The 18,425-nt window shown below is 44.0% G+C and carries 12 protein-coding genes; 4 read left to right on the forward strand and 8 right to left on the reverse strand.

The genetic code is table 11. The features are described 5' to 3' along the window. Positions 1-129 precede the first annotated feature (129 nt). The 7 genes from L2717_RS06980 to L2717_RS07010 form a co-directional block, all read right to left on the reverse strand. Complete coding sequence (locus tag L2717_RS06980; RefSeq protein WP_248938014.1) at positions 130-2,667, reverse strand: TonB-dependent receptor plug domain-containing protein; 2,538 nt, start codon at positions 2,665-2,667, stop codon at positions 130-132. A 952-nt stretch (positions 2,668-3,619) separates the two neighbouring features. After that, the gene (gene ruvB / locus L2717_RS06985; RefSeq protein WP_220773595.1) at positions 3,620-4,624 is read right to left on the reverse strand and encodes a Holliday junction branch migration DNA helicase RuvB; all 1,005 of its coding nucleotides are present in this window, start codon (positions 4,622-4,624) and stop codon (positions 3,620-3,622) included. Positions 4,625-4,671: 47 nt separating this feature from the next. Continuing rightward, a complete protein-coding gene (gene ruvA / locus L2717_RS06990) occupies positions 4,672-5,289 on the reverse strand; it encodes a Holliday junction branch migration protein RuvA (RefSeq protein ID WP_076500402.1) in 618 nt (205 codons plus the stop codon). Next, positions 5,286-5,807, reverse strand: coding sequence for a crossover junction endodeoxyribonuclease RuvC (gene ruvC / locus L2717_RS06995; protein WP_220773596.1), 522 nt, complete (start codon positions 5,805-5,807; stop codon positions 5,286-5,288). The genes ruvA and ruvC overlap by 4 nt, the downstream gene beginning before the upstream one ends. A gap of 102 nt (positions 5,808-5,909) precedes the next feature. Further along, a complete protein-coding gene (locus L2717_RS07000) occupies positions 5,910-6,656 on the reverse strand; it encodes a YebC/PmpR family DNA-binding transcriptional regulator (protein WP_220773597.1) in 747 nt (248 codons plus the stop codon). Positions 6,657-6,910: 254 nt separating this feature from the next. Beyond that, complete coding sequence (aspS, locus tag L2717_RS07005; protein WP_220773598.1) at positions 6,911-8,689, reverse strand: aspartate--tRNA ligase; 1,779 nt, start codon at positions 8,687-8,689, stop codon at positions 6,911-6,913. A 184-nt stretch (positions 8,690-8,873) separates the two neighbouring features. After that, complete coding sequence (locus L2717_RS07010; protein ID WP_220773599.1) at positions 8,874-11,684, reverse strand: transporter substrate-binding domain-containing protein; 2,811 nt, start codon at positions 11,682-11,684, stop codon at positions 8,874-8,876. 149 nt (positions 11,685-11,833) lie between these two features. Here L2717_RS07010 and cmoA point away from each other — a divergent pair, with 149 nt between their 5' ends. The 4 genes from cmoA (at position 11,834) to L2717_RS07030 (ending at position 16,510) form a co-directional block, all read left to right on the forward strand. Continuing rightward, positions 11,834-12,565, forward strand: a complete 732-nt coding sequence (gene cmoA, locus L2717_RS07015; protein ID WP_220773600.1) for a carboxy-S-adenosyl-L-methionine synthase CmoA — start codon at positions 11,834-11,836, stop codon at positions 12,563-12,565. Beyond that, on the forward strand, positions 12,562-13,557 hold the full coding sequence (cmoB, locus tag L2717_RS07020) for a tRNA 5-methoxyuridine(34)/uridine 5-oxyacetic acid(34) synthase CmoB (RefSeq protein WP_220773601.1): 996 nt from the start codon (positions 12,562-12,564) through the stop codon (positions 13,555-13,557). The genes cmoA and cmoB overlap by 4 nt, the downstream gene beginning before the upstream one ends. 94 nt (positions 13,558-13,651) lie before the next feature. Then, positions 13,652-15,436, forward strand: a complete 1,785-nt coding sequence (locus L2717_RS07025; protein ID WP_220773610.1) for a M3 family metallopeptidase — start codon at positions 13,652-13,654, stop codon at positions 15,434-15,436. A 162-nt stretch (positions 15,437-15,598) separates the two neighbouring features. Next, complete coding sequence (locus L2717_RS07030) at positions 15,599-16,510, forward strand: LysR family transcriptional regulator (protein ID WP_220773602.1); 912 nt, start codon at positions 15,599-15,601, stop codon at positions 16,508-16,510. A 72-nt stretch (positions 16,511-16,582) separates the two neighbouring features. Here L2717_RS07030 and L2717_RS07035 read toward each other — a convergent pair whose 3' ends face one another. Continuing rightward, positions 16,583-18,421: a putative metalloprotease CJM1_0395 family protein gene (locus L2717_RS07035; RefSeq protein ID WP_220773603.1), complete on the reverse strand. Its 1,839-nt coding sequence runs from the start codon at positions 18,419-18,421 to the stop codon at positions 16,583-16,585. Positions 18,422-18,425 lie beyond the last annotated feature (4 nt).

Consider the following 18,425-nt stretch of genomic DNA (forward strand, 5'->3'; position numbering starts at 1 on the left):
ATTACCTTTGTTCTATCTACACCAAATGCCGATATCATCGGTTTATTTCACTTAGTTTTTAATGAAAATAATCCCATAAAAAAAGCGCCTTTCGGCGCTTTTTATGAGTCATAACAGAATTAACTCTAATTAGAACTTAACGGTTACACCACCATAAATAGTACGACCGATTGTGTCGTAAACTTGTGGTACTGTACCGCCGTCGCTACCGTTTGAAACTGCAACAGGGTCTTCATCAGTAAAGTTTTTAATACCTAAACTAACAGTCGTCATATCGTTGATGTGATATGTTCCTGAAATATTGTGGTATAAAATCGAATCAACATCTGTACCTTCTGCTAAATCAGTCATCTCACCAATAAAGCGGTTGAAGTACATTACACTCCAATCATCTCTACCAGCAGAAAGACTAAAGTTGTTACGAACGCGGGCATATGCACCGAAGTTACCATCGATAGTGCCAGTGTAATCCTCGCCATCCTGTTCAAAGTTAACTAAGTAAGTTGTATCGTTATTCACTTTCCAATCTAGACCTATTAACTCGAAGCCATAAGCTAAGTTGAAATCAACACCACTAGTGTCTTGAGTACCTACGTTAGTTAAAGCATTGGTTAAGTTATTTAAATCGCCATTAGCGCCAATGTTAAATATCTCACATGATGCTGCATCTGTACTACTACCAGTTGTTTGAAATTTATGACAAGCGTTTAAACCAGCCTGAGTGTCCATACGCGCAATCGCGTTATCAACTTTAAAACGCCAGTAATCCAATGTTACTGACATGCCCTCAATATAGTTTGGTGAGTATACTAGACCAGCAGTATAAGACTCAGACTCTTCAGGCTGTAAATCTGGATCAGAAGTACGATTTACTAAAATTTGTGGATCTGGAGCATTACCCCATGGATCGTCTAAGTAATCGTATGAACCTGAGTTACCACCATAAAGCTCACTTACACTTGGAGCTCGGAACCCTGTAGCAGCAACAGTACGGAGCATTAGATCATCCGTTGCAGCATAAGTTAAACCAATCTTCCAGGTGGTCGCTTTACCGAAAGTAGAATAATCATCTAAACGTAGTGCAAACTCACCGGTTAACTTCTCAGTAAAGGGTACGCTAACTTCTTGGAAAATAGAGATAACGTTATAGTTACCGTCTGTTGGATCTTGTTGTGCTGAAGTACTTTCACCCGCAACAACTACTGGATCTGGATTGTAAAAACCACTTTCACGACGATATTCTGCACCAATTGCAAAACCCACAGCTCCAGCACTTAAATCAAATAACTCTCCATTTAAGCCCGCTGATAGTGTTTGTTGTTCGTTACCACCATTTGCATCTTCAGAATAACTAATATCATTGACCATTTGCTCAGTTAGCGGCACACCACTAAACCATGCATTTGGATTAGCGTAAATGGAGTCAGCCATATCTGATGCATTAATAGAATTACCAACAGAAGTGTTAGCTTTGTTTTTACCAAAAGTATAAGTAAGATCCCAGTTCATACCAGTGTGGACATCTACAGTACCAGCTAAACCACCAGATAAACGCCAAGTATCAATATCTTGAGTGTAAACACGTGGTCCAACATCGTTAGTACGACGACGATAGTTAACTAAACCCTTATCATCAGCTTTAATGCCACCGGCAATCATCGCGCTATCAAGTGTTACGCATGATGCCCCTGCAGGCACCCCCGCAGCACCACAAACATTTAGCATGATATCACCAGGTTGAGGAGCTAACTGTTGGTTAGAGCGACGATTTGTATATATAGCATCCGCAGTTAATACGACATCATTACCAAGCTCTTGTGTCATATTAGCGAATAAACTACGACGTTCACTTGGTGTTTGATAAAAACTATCTTGAGTGAAATCATAACCTGTTGTTCGTGCGACCCAGTTACCATTGGCGTCTTGAACTTTACCACCTAAAGTACCAGTAGGAATAAATGAGCTTGCACCAGGTGCAGTCCAATTACGATCACCTTGAATCACACCACGGCGGTCAGCATAGGCAGCACCAAAAGTATAATTACCACCATCAGTATTGAAACCATACAGTGCACTTACATCACCGTTTTCGCCGTCACCTTTATCTGTGCCGCTGCCATTAACATCGAACTGGAAGCCTTCGAAGTCTTTTTTGGTAATAATGTTGACGACACCCGCAATCGCATCTGAACCATAAACCGCTGATGCACCATCTTTTAATATTTCAACGCGGGCAATCATAGCGACAGGAATAGAGTTTAAATCGACAGAGCTATCGGCGCCTGATCCTGAGTTCACCATACGACGGCCATTCAGTAATACAAGCGTGCGCTGTGCACCCATACCACGTAAGTCAACCTGCGCAACGCCATCTGCACCATTGTTTGTCGTTGAACCCACAGCGGCACCCGCCATAGACGTTTGTACTTGCAGCATTTGGTCTACCGAAGTAAAACCTTCTGCTTTAATCGCTGCTGCATCGATAACAGTCACAGGAGAAGCTGTTTCCATGTCTTGGCGTTGAATACGTGAACCTGTTACTTCAATACGCTCAACTTTTGCGGTTTCTTCAGCAGCAAATGCGCTTGATGTAACAAATGCACCTGTAGTGATAGATGCAACGATAGCTAAGTTAATAGCTGACGCTACTTTGGTTCTTTTGATCATGTATGAATGCTCCCTAAGATCTAACTATTATTTTTATGCTTACAGCTTGTACAACAATTGCTGTACTAGTGTTGCACACGATACTGAAGATTCACTTTGACTCCGTCAACGCCCAATAAATTAACTTAAAAACACAAATGGTTAACCATTAGTTGCATAAAAGTTAACAGCTATAGCTATATTTTTTTATTGATTTAATAAGTTCATTTTTTGCAGTTTATAACTCCAGTAATCACCAACTTAATAGTGATTAAAACTGTTAACAAGAAACATACCTGCAACATCGATATCATTAAAAAATGTGATATAAGTCACACATTTTTGAATAAGTAAAAATAGATAACAAGTATTGTACCGAGTAATGTTGACTAAAATTGCATACCTATTTAATTCAACACTGATTGAAGAACACGCTCAAAGTCAATCTCTGCTTGATAAATCAACATATCAGTCAAAATTCAGTGAATAAAATCATCGTTACTTATGCACCTACATAGTCGTCTAAATGAAAATGAAACAATTTTAATACAAACTATTTCGCATTCAATCACGGAACAAGCCCATTCGTTTCTTTTGATGGTTAATTGTTCACTCATAATCTGTAGAAAATAAAAAAGACATCTCGGTCATTTAATTAAACCAACAACAAAAATAGATACATTTATTACAAGCTTGTAATTTACTATGGGCAAATTGAAATTAACATAATTAAGTTAATAATCACTCTGCCACCGTCGAACTAATCAGCTAAAAATAAGTGCTGGCGTTACATTTAGGATTCGATTAAAAATAATAAAAGAGATACAGGTAAGATCTTTAACTTTAATTATTTGGGTATTATTAATATAAATTTCTGCACAAAATAATCTGCTGATATTCCAAAATACGTAAATTTAACAATAAAAAAAGGCGACACACAGTGTCACCTTTTTTCAATACATTAAGCTAACTCTTATTCGGGTTTAATCAATTCAAAATGCTGATATGCCCGCGCGGTAGCAATACGGCCGCGTGGGGTGCGCTGGATAAATCCCTGCTGGATTAAGAAAGGTTCCAGCACATCTTCAATGGTTTCACGCTCTTCACCAATAGCAGCGGCTAAGTTATCCAGCCCCACAGGGCCGCCCATAAACTTATCGATAATTGCCAACAGTAGTTTGCGGTCCATATAATCAAAACCTTCGCAGTCTACATCTAGCAAGTCTAAAGCGTGCTCGGCCACAAACTTGGTAACTGCGCCATCATGCTTCACTTGCGCATAATCCCGCACGCGGCGAAGCAGTCGGTTGGCTATGCGCGGTGTTCCACGTGAGCGACGGGCGATTTCAAATGCGCCCTCAGCATCAATATCTAATTCCATTACCTGCGCTGAGCGGGTGACGATTGTGCTTAAATCTTTGATGTTATAGAACTCAAGCCGTAGTGGGATCCCAAAACGCGCCCTCAATGGTGAGGTTAACGCCCCTGCCCGTGTTGTCGCGCCCACTAAAGTAAATGGCGGTAAATCGAGTTTAATAGAACGCGCTGCTGGGCCTTCACCTATCATGATATCCAGCTGATAATCTTCCATTGCCGGATACAATATCTCTTCAACCACAGGGCTTAATCGGTGAATTTCATCGATGAATAACACATCACCGGATTCAAGATTGGTCAGAAGTGCGGCCAGATCACCGGCTTTTTCAAGCACGGGTCCAGATGTCGATTTAATGTTTACGCCCATCTCATTGGCGACAATCATAGCCAAGGTGGTTTTACCTAATCCTGGCGGGCCGTAAATCAACATGTGATCTAAGGCTTCATTACGATTCTTTGCCGCTTGAATAAACACCTTAAGCTGCGCCCGAGTGTCATCTTGACCCGTGTACTCATCGAGCATTTTAGGGCGCATTGCCCTGTCAATGGACTCATCTTGTACTTGGATCTGCGGCTGGATAAGTCTGTCTGCCTCAATCATTATTATTCCTTATCGAAGCTTTCATCTTAATTATCATCATTATTCAATTAAAGCATCGACTTAAGGGCTGCTTTAATCAGCGTTTCTGAATCCATGCCTGCTTTATAGGCTGCAGAAACGGACTTACTCGCTTGCGGTGGTTTATAACCTAATGAAATCAAGGCTGAAATAGCGTCTTCTTCGGCACTATTAACCGTTGGTGCTGGCGAATAATTGGATTGCAACACAAATTCACGCTCTGAACCTGCAGAAGCTGCCATTAAACTCTTGAGCTTATCGCGCATTTCTACCAATAAACGCTCGGCGGTTTTTTTACCTACGCCGGGTAATTTCACTAAGGTGACAATATCGTCACGCTCTACACAACCGACAAATTCTCCGGCGGTCATGCCAGATAATATGGTTAGCGCGAGTTTAGGACCCACACCATTGGTCTTGATCAGTAAGCGAAATAACGCTCTTTCCTGCTTAGTGATAAAACCATAGAGTAACTGCGCATCTTCACGCACCACAAAGTGGGTGTAAACCATGGTTTCATGGTTAATCTCAGGCAGCTCGTAAAAGCTGGTAAGCGGCATCTGCAACTCGTAACCGACACCATTAACATCAATCAACACTTCTGGCGCTTGTTTCTCAACTAAAACGCCCCGTAAACGACCTATCATTTGTACCGTCCGTATGTTCTTGCCGTTGCCCGGCCGCTTAATGCTATTAAGCTCTGGTTGGTGTGATAGTGACACACTGCAACACCGAGTGCATCTGCAGCGTCAGCTTGTGGGGCTGCAGGTAATTTAAGTAGTTGTTGGATCATATGTTGTACTTGGGCTTTTTGTGCCCGGCCCGTGCCAACGACTGCGCTTTTTATTTGAGTCGCGCTGTATTCTGCAACCGGTAAATTCGCCACAGTAGCGGCAACGATGGCCGCCCCGCGTGCTTGACCAAGCTTGAGCGCAGAATCGGCATTTTTTGCCATAAATACCCGTTCAATCGCAAATTCATCTGGCTGATACTGACGAATAATTTCAGTGATGCCATCAAATATTTGTTTGAGCCTGCCAGGAAGCTCTTCGGACGAAGTGCGAATACAACCACTGCCGAGGTAAATCTGCTGTCGCCCCACACATTGGATCACGCCATAGCCGGTGATCCGTGAGCCAGGGTCGACACCTAAAATAATTGCCATTACATGCCTTATATGCGATCTGAATTTTGATCTCGAACCCTATGTTAGTGTTTGTGAGCCGGACTTGGCCAAAATTGCTATGCTATCCAGCTCACCAACTATCTAGCCTAGGTTTGCCATGACCTCATCGGAGATTTCCGCATTATGATACACCTCTTGCACATCGTCATGATCTTCAAGGGTATCGATAAGACGTATAAACTTTTCAGCGGTGTCGAGATCAAGCTCTGCTTTGGTTGCTGCTATCATTGCGATTTCGGCGTTATCGGCCACAAAGCCCGCTTTATCAAGTGCCTCTTTCACCGTATAAAAATCAATGGGAGAGGTGAATACATCGATTGCGCCATCATCATAGCTGACAATATCTTCTGCGCCCGCTTCAAGCGCCGCTTCCATCAAGGTATCTTCATCGGTACCCGGCGCATAGGATAAAACCCCACGCTTAGTGAACAAATAAGCAACCGAACCATCGGTGCCTAAATTGCCCCCCGATTTAGTAAACGCATTACGTACGCCGCTCACGGTACGATTACGATTATCCGTCATCGTTTCAACCATTACAGCCGTGCCGCCAGGGCCATAGCCTTCATAGAGAATGGTTTCGAGTTGCTGACCTTCTAATTCACCGGCGCCGCGCTTAATCGCGCGCTCAACCGTATCGCGGGTCATATTGCCACCGAGGGCTTTATCAATGGCGACACGTAATCGTGGATTTGAATCGGGATCTGAACCGCCTTCACGGGCTGCTACGGTTAATTCACGAATAAATTTAGTAAAGAGTTTACCGCGCTTAGCATCTTGAGCTGCCTTACGGTGCTTAATATTGGCCCATTTACTGTGACCTGCCATGGGAAGTCTCCTCTAGTTTGGCTATATCATCGCACAGCTTATCTATAGCCGATTATTTATAGCTCAAGGTGTAATCGGATTGAATAACGGCTATTTACCTAAAGGATTGAACTAAAAAATATTGATAAGCGATGAAATGACATGTTACTAAAATAAACCGAGGCTTATGCCTCGGTTTACGATACGACTGATAAAAGAGGACTAATCAAAGACAACTTACCAGAGTCGACTTATTAGAGCCCTCTTCCCAAAAATCAGTCTTCCGTTTTAACGGCTTTCTCAACCACGGCAATGCCAAGTTCAGCTAACTGCTGCGGATTGGCAAACCCTGGTGCATTGGTCAGCGGACAAGCTGCTGTGGTGGTTTTCGGGAACGCCATCACATCACGAATTGAGCTTGCACCCGTCATCAACATAATGATGCGGTCTAAACCAAATGCTAAACCAGCATGTGGCGGTGTGCCGTAACGCAGCGCTTCTAACAGGAAGCCGAACTTCTCTTTAGCTTCATCATCACCAATACCCAAAATACGGAATACCGCAGACTGCATTTCTTGGTTATGAATACGCACCGAACCACCACCTAATTCGCAGCCGTTTAACACCATATCGTAGGCATCAGAAACGCGATTAGCGGGGTTGGCTTCAAGTTCTGCCGCCGTTACGCCGCGCGGTGCGGTGAACGGATGGTGAACTGCATGGAAGCTGCCGTTGATTTTCTCAAACATAGGGAAGTCAACCACCCACAGTGGACGCCATTCGCCTTGTAATAAGTTGAAATCTTCGCCCACTTTAAGGCGCAGTGCGCCCATAGATTCGGCAACCACAGTCGCTTGGTCAGCACCAAACAGAATAATGTCACCGGTTTGCGCGCCAGTGCGGCTGACGATTTCATTGACTATGCTTTCGTTTAAGAATTTCAGCACAGGTGATTGAATGCCCTCTAAGCCAAGGCTTAGGTCATTAATCTTCATCCACGCTAAGCCTTTAGCACCATAGATGCCAACAAACTTAGTGTAATCATCTATTTGCTTACGAGACAGTGCAGCGCCGCCTGGAATACGCAGTGCAGCAACACGGCCTTCTTCGTCGTTAGCAGGACCAGAGAATACCGCAAATTCGACTTCTTTGAGTAAATCGGCAATGTCCACCAGCTCTAATGGGTTACGTAAATCTGGCTTATCTGAACCGAAACGACGCATCGCTTCGTTGTAGGTCATGCGCGGGAACTCGCCCAGATCGACATTCAGCATTTCAAGGAACAGACCGCGCATCATCTCTTCGGTTTTCGCCATCACTTGCTCAGAGCTCATGAAAGACGTTTCGATATCGATTTGGGTGAATTCTGGCTGACGGTCGGCACGTAAGTCTTCATCACGGAAGCATTTTACGATTTGATAGTAACGATCAAAGCCTGACATCATCAGCAACTGTTTAAACAGCTGTGGCGATTGTGGCAAGGCAAAGAACTGACCTTTATAAGTACGGCTTGGTACTAAATAATCGCGGGCACCTTCTGGGGTTGCCTTGGTCAGGATTGGCGTTTCTATGTCTAAGAAACCGTTTGAGTCGAGGAAACGACGCACAGAACTGGTCACTTTAGCGCGAAAAATTAACCGTTGCGCCATTTCTGGGCGACGTAAATCTAAGTAACGGTACTTAAGACGTTGCTCTTCGCTGTTGTTCTGGTAGTTATCCATGCTCAATGGCAGTGGATCAGCAGCATTGATGATCGTCAAGGCTTGGCCTAAGACTTCAATCTCACCCGTCTTCATTTGACCATTAACTTGGCTATCGGGGCGAGCGCGAACAAGGCCTTTAACCTGAACGCAAAATTCGGCGCGCAGCGTGCTGGCGACATTGAATACCTCAGGTAAGTCTGGATCATAGACCACTTGGATCAGACCTTCTCTGTCTCTTAAATCTAAAAAGACAACGCCACCCAAATCACGGCTACGATTAACCCAACCTACCAAGGTAACTTCTTGTCCAACGTGAGACTTATTGACGTCCCCACAATAATGACTGCGCATCTAACTCTATCCTTTATCCGGAAACCGGTGCTTTGGAAATAATCAAAACGAGATAAAAGCGGCATTATAGTAAAATAATGCCGATTACCAAAGTACTTCACACTTAGGCGGTGAAGTATCAAACAGTTTTACGCCCTTGACTAGAGCCGAGTGTACTATCGGCGCATGAGCGTTCAAAAAAACATCAAGCTAAGCGATAACAACGTCCACCATCACTTTTTGCTTGGTACATTCGCTGATCGGCTTTTTTCAACAAACTTATCGCGGTGTCGCCATCTCGAGGATAAACCACCACCCCAATACTAACCGCTATGCTGACACTGACGCCTTGAATAATCAAAGGGTTCGACAATGCCTGTAGAATATTATCAGCAACTTGGGTTACAGCATCGAGATCTTGCACACGATTTAGCAGGATAACAAACTCATCGCCGCCAAATCGCGCGACGGTGTCTGAACCACGGATAACCTTGCTAAACTTTTTAGCTATCCATACAAGTAATTCATCACCAATGGGATGGCCATATTGATCATTGATTTGTTTAAAATTATCTATATCAATGAATAACAATGCGAAATGTGCTTGTTCGCGCTGATGTGACAATAATGCTTGGGCTAATCTATCATCGAGTAAGGCGCGGTTAGGTAACTGAGTTAAAGCGTCATGGTTCGCTATATGCTGTAAGCGTTTTTCGGCGATTAAACGCTGGGCTATCTCAAGATTTAAGCGGCGATTGACTAACAATACCGCCGCCATCACTAAGCACAAGGCTATACCACCAAGCACAATATAATTTATCCACTGTTGATATTGGTTGTTATCCGTCGCAACAGAAAATGACACCCAACGGGCATAAATGCGTTGCTGCTTTTGAGCATTAATCAAAGCCAGGGTTTTATTAATCAGTGGTACTAATGGCGCAAACTGAGGATGAACGCCAATATGGCTGTGCTGATCGGCTAAATCACTCAGTAACGACATTTTCAGTGTTGGATATTGCCCTGTTTTAAGATTAGAGGCCAATATCACTACTTTATCAATAAATACATCGGCATTACCGTTAGCCACCGCAGCGAGCCCAGCCTGTGTATTAGGGACAAGCACCAACTTTAGCGATGGCTCTAGACTCATCAGTTGGGCGACTAAATGATAGCCTTCAATCACAGCCACCCTTTGGCCTGCTAGTTGTGCAATATTAAATAGCGAAACTTGTTCTAATTGTGACACTAAGGCCCACGGTGATGGCCAGTAAGCCTCGCTGAACATTAAGCGTTGCTGCCTATCCGCCGTTTTAGCAACACTGCCAGCTAAATTGACTTCGCCTTTCTGTAATGCCTTGATAAGTGAGTGCCAATCGTTAAATGCCACTGCGGTAACTTTAAGATTGAGTTGATCTTTGAGCAAATTAACCACATCGCTATTGATCCCAGAAAATTGTCCTTGCGGATCCATAAACTCCATCGGTGGCCATTGCTTAAGATAACCTACCTTTAACTCCCCTAAACCATCGACATAGGCCTTCTCGGAAACACTTAAACTGACATGGGGCTCCGCCTGAGTAAAAATATGATCTTTTGGATTAAGCATCCATTTTTGTTCAATATTGGCAAACTCTTGGGGACTGATACTATTAAAACCATTGGCGATCCGCTCGGTAAGCCCAGGATCATCACTACGGGTTAGCACATAGACATCGGTAGCAAATTCTAGCCCTTGATACTGATAAAAATCAGTCCAGCTTTTATTGAGTAACAAGTAGTGGGATGTCCATGCCCCTGCGGCAACAAAACCGACAATATCCCCCGCGCGTGCGCCAGTCACCATGGCATCCATACTATCGTAATAACGCAGTGAAACCTCAGGTAAAGCTTTACGAAGTTCCACCAGATAAGGCGCAGTCGGCACCACGCCAATACGTTTCCCTTTTAAACTGTTTAAATCGGTTAACTGCTGTTGATACAGAAACAAACGACTCTTTAAGCTATATAAGTGCCAAGCACGCTTAAGGCCTGTTTTTAAATCATCACTCTCAGGGTAGCCAATATGCGCATCGGCTAGACCACGGCGGACATCGTCGACACTGGAGTTCATATCACCGGACATAAAATCAATCGCAATACCTGTTTTTTCAGACCACAACTGCCACATATCCACATACAAGCCATGGGGTAAACCATCTGCGCCAATATCGACAAAGGGTTCAACGCCTTGCTGCATAGAAATAACTAATCCAGATTGCTGACGTTGAAAGCCAAGCCAACGTCGCTCCGTTTGTTGGATAAAATCGGCTTTGAGTAAAGCAAACCCCGTATTAATTTTATTAACTAATGCTGTATTTCCCTTAGTTACTGCGGGAGCCAACTGCATCGTTTTAATTTGAATACGCATAGTATTAGGAAAATTTGCGCCAATCACTTGCGATGAAGCCGGATCTTTCAAATAACCTTCTAAGCCGGCAAACACCATAATCTCGCCTGCAGCTACACCCGCCAGTAACGCCTCACGGCTTTCGTAGCGTTTAAACACTAGCTGAGGTTCGATACGATGTAATTCCACGTCATGGGACGAAGCCACCACGATGCCAACTTGAAAGGGGATCAGTTCTTTAATCGATTTTTTACCCTGTAAGGATTTATGCAAATACAAAAAGGTGCCCACATCAGCGAGAGGCTCAGCAAAGTCAAACTCTTGCGCTCGCTCTTGAGTTTTACCCATGCCGATATGCACTTGCGCTTTATGTTGCCTCAGCTGTTCAAGGGACTCGTGCCAGTGGCGCGCCACAAAAACCACATGAGTCTGAGTTTGTTTGGCCCACTCTTTCCATAAATCGACCAGCAGCCCCGTTGGCTCACCATCGTTATCAACATATTGATAGGGAAAGCTATCCTCACCCATAACGATCACTAACGGCTCAGTGGGCAGCGAACTCGCTTGCCCCATAGTGCAAAAAAAACCGCTACACAAGATCACAATTAAATGGATCAAAAACTTCAAGTTGAACCCTTAGTACGTAAGGTACATGTAACGGTTTTGTTATAAGTAGCGTATTAGACAAAAAATTAGCGCAAATTACTAGATGAGACTTGCTGCTAATCAATAGGATTCGTTAAAATGACAGGTCGAATTCCCATGAAAAATCTCAGATGACCGTTTCTCAAGACACTATCTACGCTCAAGCGAGCGACAATATTAGCGATTTCCAGTTTGATAACCGCGTGGCGGGTGTGTTCAGTGACATGATCCTCCGCTCTGTGCCTGGATATACGCAAATTATTAATACCATAGGCGATTTTGCAGATCGTTTCGTCAAGCCCAATACGCAAATTTACGATTTAGGTTGCTCATTAGGCGCGGCGACGTTAAGTATTCGTCGTCAAATCCAAGGCCGCCAATGTCGCATTATTGCCGTAGATAACAGCGAATCAATGGTGGCGCGCTGCCAAGAGAACCTAAATGCCTATGTCAGCGATACAGAGGTTGACCTGGTTTGTGGTGATATTCGCGATATCGATATCCAAAATGCGTCACTGGTGGTACTGAACTTTACGTTGCAATTTTTACCACCAGAAGACAGAGAAACGCTGATCGCTAAAATTTACCAAGGGTTAAACCCTGGCGGAATATTAGTGCTATCTGAAAAAATCCGCTTTGATGATGCTTCTATTCAAACCTTACTTGAAGAGCAACATTTAGACTTTAAACGCGCCAACGGTTACAGCGAACTTGAGATCAGCCAGAAGCGTAGTGCGCTGGAAAATGTGATGAAGCCCGACACATTAACCACACATCAACAACGTCTAACCGACCAAGGATTCAGTCACTTTAGTCTCTGGTTTCAATGCTTTAATTTTACTTCCATGGTGGCCATCAAGTGATCAGCTTTAGCTCGTTTTACCAACAAATCGCCGATTCAAATCTACAACACTGGCTTGAAACCTTACCGAGTATTTTAGGCAAGTGGCAGCGGGAACATAAGCACGGCAACTTACCAAAGTGGGAAAAAGTGCTGAATAAACTGCACTATCCTGTGCCAGACCAAGTGGATTTTATTGATAGCGTGACCATAGGTAGCGGCGAGCAATTAAGCCCAGGTGAAAAAGAGAAACTAGAGAATCTACTGCGTCTATTTATGCCATGGCGTAAAGGACCCTTCCACATTCACGGTATCCATATTGATACCGAATGGCGCAGCGACTGGAAATGGGATCGCGTTAAACAGCATATTTCACCGCTAAAAAATCGTACTGTGCTTGATGTTGGCTGCGGTAGTGGTTATCACATGTGGCGCATGTTGGGTGCAGGTGCCAAACGCGTGGTGGGCATTGATCCTTCACCGTTGTTTTTATGTCAATTTGAAGCTGTAAAACGCTTAGCAGGCACACATCATCCTGTGCACTTGTTGCCCCTTGGTATTGAAGAGTTGCCCCCGCTTGATGCATTCGACACGGTTTTCTCGATGGGTGTTTTATATCATAGGCGTTCACCTATCGATCACTTGTTACAGCTGCGCGATCAGTTACGTACCGGTGGTGAACTAGTATTAGAAACGTTAGTTATCGATGGCGACGAAAATGCGGTACTCGTACCTGAAGATAGATATGGCAAAATGAATAATGTATGGTTTATTCCATCCGTTGCGGCGCTAATGCTGTGGTTAAAAAAATGTGACTTCACCGATATACGCTGTGTTGATACCGATATCACGGCCCTTGAAGAGCAACGTCGTACCGACTGGATGCCCAACGAGTCGCTGGTTGAATATCTTGACCCAACCGATATGACTAAAACCGTTGAAGGCTATTCTGCGCCAAAACGCGCCACTATTATCGCAGTGAAGAATCAACCTAATCAAGATTTACTGGGCTAAATCTAAGTTGTCACAAAGGGGGCGCGTTATGCTTAAGCCAAGCATGTTGATGCCATGTCAGCTCACTCTATAATAGTTGCAAAACATGTCGCCTATATTAAAGCCCACTTTACTGATTAGCTTATTTAGTTTAAGCCTTTATAGCTTGGACGTTGCTTATGCGGCGCCAAGCCCTGTGCCGCTCTTAGTCGAGCAATGTTTACGTTTGCCCAGTATTGAGCTTGGAGCGGCGTTTGCTAATACACGTTCAAATACACCTGAAGCCACCTTAGCTCAGCAAGCGCTGATTTTTGAGCAACAGACAATAGGCCTCAATAACATCAACGATAGGCTCAACTATTACCGTCGTTTTGATTTGCCAAGTGCAGAACGTCAAGGTTTACTGCAATGTCAGTTACATCTTGCTGACACCTTATCGCAGTTACTCAATCAAGCCGAATTTAGCCAGCTTAGCCAAGCTTTAGCTCAAGGTAATGCGGAACAAGTCTTATTGAGTCAACAGCTAACACTATTGCTGCAACAACATTGGCCTGCAGAAGATAAAGCCAAGCTTTATACCGCTCAGGCCAGTGTTGGTCAAGGCTTAAGCAGTCAACAATTTAATCTTGCCTTCAATAACAATCAATGTGAGCCAGAAGCGACCCAAGCAAAAAATAGTGTGCTTAGTGAAGAAGATAATCAAAATAGCGAAGCTAAAAATACAAAATTTTCAAACACTATTGCCAGTTATTTGCTCACACAAGAAAACGCAACATGTCGACAGAATGTGTGGCAGGCTTATCAAGCAAGAGCAAAAGAAACGAATCAGTTGGCATTACAGCGAATTGCGCAGCAACGCCAAAATGCCGCAGTCACAAGAGGATTTAACGATTACACGGATTTAGTGCTTAGTACCCAGCAGTTATCATCCCCTGAATCGGTTAAAGCGTTTCTCGATAGCCAAACTCAAAATTTAAACATTGCGCCTTGGGATATTGGACGAAACCTATCGCAGCAGGCTTTGGTCAAAGGTCCAACATTACAAACGGCTGAATTATTAAACCAAATTTTTACCTACCTGCAAAACTTTGGTTTACAGTTTGAAACCATAGCAACCACACATACTGAAGATAATCTTAATCAGCCGTATACGGTGAGGGTTTACCACCAGCAAAGATTGTTAGGTGAAATTTACGTGGCTTATCACGCTCAATCGCAGCAGATCCATCATCAAACACTGCGTCAAAGCGTGCTAGGACAGCAATTTGGCCAGCAAGCATTAGATCTCAAGCCAAAGCTCAGTAACTACAAAGACATTGAACAGTTAAGTGAAGCCATAGCAGAAGCAGTAACATCGTTAGCCAGATCTAGCCATTTTTACCTCAACAATGCGATGGGACAAAGCCAAGATAGCCATTTTGTAGCTAGCCTCTGGCTAGCTGAAACATTACGCCAACAAGTCTTCCCGCAATTTGAACAGACCTATCTACATGAACGCGAAATACTCGCGAAAGCGTATGCCAAACAGCTCAAGGTCTTTCGTGCTAAGGTAGCGGTTAACTTTTATCAGCGCCAAGATGCACAAATTTATCCTAATCTTGATGCAGAGTTCAATGCCAGCTTTGGGCAGGAGTGGCCGCATAGGGAGGATTATCAATATAGTTTTAATGCTATCGCCAACGAAGGTCCACTTCACTATCAATCCCTTTGGCAAACATCGTTAGCGCAGCTGATTTATCAAACCACATTAAACAACCCAGACAAGCTTGGTTTATTCAATACGTTAATAATCAATGAAGCGTCACTTAGCTTTAGCGAACAATTGACTGCCACTATCGGTGTTCCGGTCGATAGTGCATCGTTAATTCAACGCATATCTCAACTATCAGAGACTGAGTAAATCAATAGGTATTCCATCAAACACATAAACTGATGTCCTCTATAACTTAGCGCGACAACGATAAAAGCAGAGAACACACAATATCTTTGATACAGATTTAATTGAAAAATAGTAACAACTGGCCACTATGAGCCGCAATCTATCATTTTTGAGATAATAATAATGACTCGAGCTAAATCCACCTTAGAGCAATGGCGTATTTTGCAAGCGGTCGTCGATTTTGGTGGTTATGCCCAAGCGGCCGAAAAACTTAATAAAAGTCAATCGTCCCTGAACCATGCCGTTGCCAAGTTACAGCATCAGCTTGGGATTGACTTGCTCGAAGTCAAAGGCCGTAAAGCCTATCTCACACAACAGGGCGAAGTATTACTGCGTCGCTCACGGCACGTCACCCAAGCGGTTAGTGAATTAGAGCAGCTCGCCAGTAACCTCGAACAAGGCTGGGAGCCTACTCTGACTATCGCCCGCGAAATTATTTATCCGATGGAATCCTTGGTTTGTGCCCTCAATGCTTTTCTTCCCGATAGCCGCGGTACCCGTATTATCATGCTGGACTCAGTAATCACTGGCACCCAAGAGCATATTTTGCAAAATAAGGTCGATATTGCTATCTGTGCAGGAACCCCACCAAAGGGATATTTATCTGAACCGTTATGTGAACAGGAACTCTTTCTTGTTTGTCATCCAAGCCATCCTCTGGCTGATTTAGGCATAATCGAAGACGATAAGCTACTGGCGCAGCATTTACAGTTAGTCATAAAAGATACTGGCGTACAATCTAATGCCGATATCGGCTGGCTGAAGGCGGAGCAGCGTTGGACAGTGTCTAATTTTCATGAGGCAAAAGTAATTTTGAATCAAGGTATTGGTTTCTGTTGGATCCCTTCTTTCTTAATCCAAACGGAATTAAGCTCAGGTTATTTAGTGCGTTTACATTTATCGGGTAACCAAAAACGTCGCATCATGCTCAGCCTAGTGATCCCAGATAGAGACCAACAAGGTCCCGCATCAAAACTGCTCACCTCATTGATTTTAAAACAGCATGGGATTGAAACGACAAATAGCAATCATTAGAAAAGGACTACCCGCGCGACTATCATTAATAGCCATATATTTGGGGGGCTGGGTATCGTTTGTGAGCAAAAATTACGGATTGGCTTGGGCAACAGCAGCATAATAGCGACTCGCCATGCTATTAGATGTTGAGATAAAACTCGCGGCTAAATCTACAGGAGCCAAGGTCATTGCCGATGCTAAAGTGGCGGTCGGTGGTTCAATCGATTCCACTGTCGTTTTTGTATTGGCTGCGCTGCTGCCATTCACAATATCAGGCGGGATTTTAGAGAGAGTATCGGTAACAGTTTTGGCCGTTTGCGCTTCAATACCTTGTTTTATCCTATCGAGCGCATCAGATACCAATGTTGAAACCATCTCCTCTTCCTTCGCAATATTTCCACTCTCATCCACTTTCCCCGTAACTACGGGTATACGTTCTTGTAACGGCGGTAGCCCTTTAATCTGTGCATCAGCACCCAATAAGGTTTGAGTCGTTTGTGAATCTATAATCTGTTGCTGGCGCTCTTCTGTAAGCTTCACTTTCGCTTCATTCATTTTTTGCAAAGCTTCAGCAGCAACCCTAACATCGGCAGATGAAGGGTCAACAGGTGCCATTGCCGCAGCGTACACTTGTTTCATCTTATTCATTGTTGCAAGCGGATCACCTCCAACGGAAGATACATCTATTTGTACCTCACCATCGGTAGCATAACGTTGGCCATCGGCGCCTTTTTCATACTTAAAGCTTGGGCTCTGAGCATATTGCCCCCCGACCGTGGCATGAGCATGCTCATGAGCTTTGACTTCTGAATCTCGAGTTTTAAGTGCATTGACCTGCTGTAGATGTTGAGCCTGAGCTTTTTCTTGAGCTTGTTTGACTTGTTCTTGAACCTGTTGTGCCTGCGATTGTTCCTGCTTTGCTTGTTCCGCTGCCGCGACTTGCTGTTTCTGCAAAGCCTCTTCCTGTGCTTGCTTTTCAATCTGATAATCATTTTTACCAAAAACAGCAGCGAAGGCCTGCAGAGGATCATCTGAGTTAGGTACAACCAAAGGGTCTGTAACTGCTGTGGCTTGGGCCTTAACTTCACCAAAAACCTGAGTAAATTGTTCCAATACCGAAGGTTTTGCAACTGCATTACTCGATGATGAAGAAGTTTGAACAGCTGCACCTATTATTGGATTATTATCCGTTGAACTAGCCGTTGAAGGTTTAGCTAAAGTGCCTCCCGTTAAAGGTATCGGTTTAAATACCGCAGCCAAAACAGGCGTAGTAGCGGAAATACTGCTCGTACTTGCAAGACTGATAACAGGAACGTCGATTCTACCCGCACCGGTTATTCCACTCATATCCGTTAATGGGCTTAAATGGATAAAAGTATCGCGGTTAATAAGGCTTGTTGTATTGAGACTCGATTTCGGCAAAGAATTTGTCGCTAAGCCACTACTATCCGCCGCATTCAATAAGGACGATGAAACTGCTGGAAATGCCGACGTAGACGTAGGTACTGCAATTTGCCCCGCGCGCACACCCGAAATGGATCGTGGTCCAGATAATAAACTAAAACTCGTATCAGCATGTAAGCTTGCCCGATTGTTTAACGTACTGGGCTTAAGTGAATTGACCTGTGGTGTAGCTTCGACAAGGGGTACATTAGGTGATGAGTGTAGAGAGGGTAAAATTTTGGTGGCTAAATTAGAAGCTAACGAAGCCACTGGCGCAGCTTGAACCGAAGCAGTTAAAGCTCCAGTAAAATGGGGTTTATAGGCACCACTCGCTTCAATTTTAGCGGAGCCCACTGTTTGAGTGCTAGCTCCTTGGTAAGTGCTATTAGCATGACTCTGGCTTAGATTCGGGCTTAGCGTCTTATCCTGCGCCGAAAATGAAGAGGATGGTGCGCTAACCTTAGGAGATAGCGCCACAACCGACATGATA

This window comes from Shewanella glacialipiscicola, from assembly GCF_023283485.1.
Classification (GTDB): Bacteria; Pseudomonadota; Gammaproteobacteria; order Enterobacterales; family Shewanellaceae; genus Shewanella; species Shewanella glacialipiscicola.

What these genes read in the sequence shown, in the direction of transcription:
- L2717_RS06980 (WP_248938014.1), bottom strand. Translation starts at nt 2,667, where the DNA reads ATGATCAAAAGAACCAAAGTAGCGTCAGCTATTAACTTAGCTATCGTT.
- ruvB (WP_220773595.1), bottom strand. Translation starts at nt 4,624, where the DNA reads ATGATTGAGGCAGACAGACTTATCCAGCCGCAGATCCAAGTACAAGAT.
- ruvA (WP_076500402.1), bottom strand. Translation starts at nt 5,289, where the DNA reads ATGATAGGTCGTTTACGGGGCGTTTTAGTTGAGAAACAAGCGCCAGAA.
- ruvC (WP_220773596.1), bottom strand. Translation starts at nt 5,807, where the DNA reads ATGGCAATTATTTTAGGTGTCGACCCTGGCTCACGGATCACCGGCTAT.
- L2717_RS07000 (WP_220773597.1), bottom strand. Translation starts at nt 6,656, where the DNA reads ATGGCAGGTCACAGTAAATGGGCCAATATTAAGCACCGTAAGGCAGCT.
- aspS (WP_220773598.1), bottom strand. Translation starts at nt 8,689, where the DNA reads ATGCGCAGTCATTATTGTGGGGACGTCAATAAGTCTCACGTTGGACAA.
- cmoA (WP_220773600.1), top strand. Translation starts at nt 11,834, where the DNA reads ATGACCGTTTCTCAAGACACTATCTACGCTCAAGCGAGCGACAATATT.
- L2717_RS07030 (WP_220773602.1), top strand. Translation starts at nt 15,599, where the DNA reads ATGACTCGAGCTAAATCCACCTTAGAGCAATGGCGTATTTTGCAAGCG.
- L2717_RS07035 (WP_220773603.1), bottom strand. Translation starts at nt 18,421, where the DNA reads ATGTCGGTTGTGGCGCTATCTCCTAAGGTTAGCGCACCATCCTCTTCA.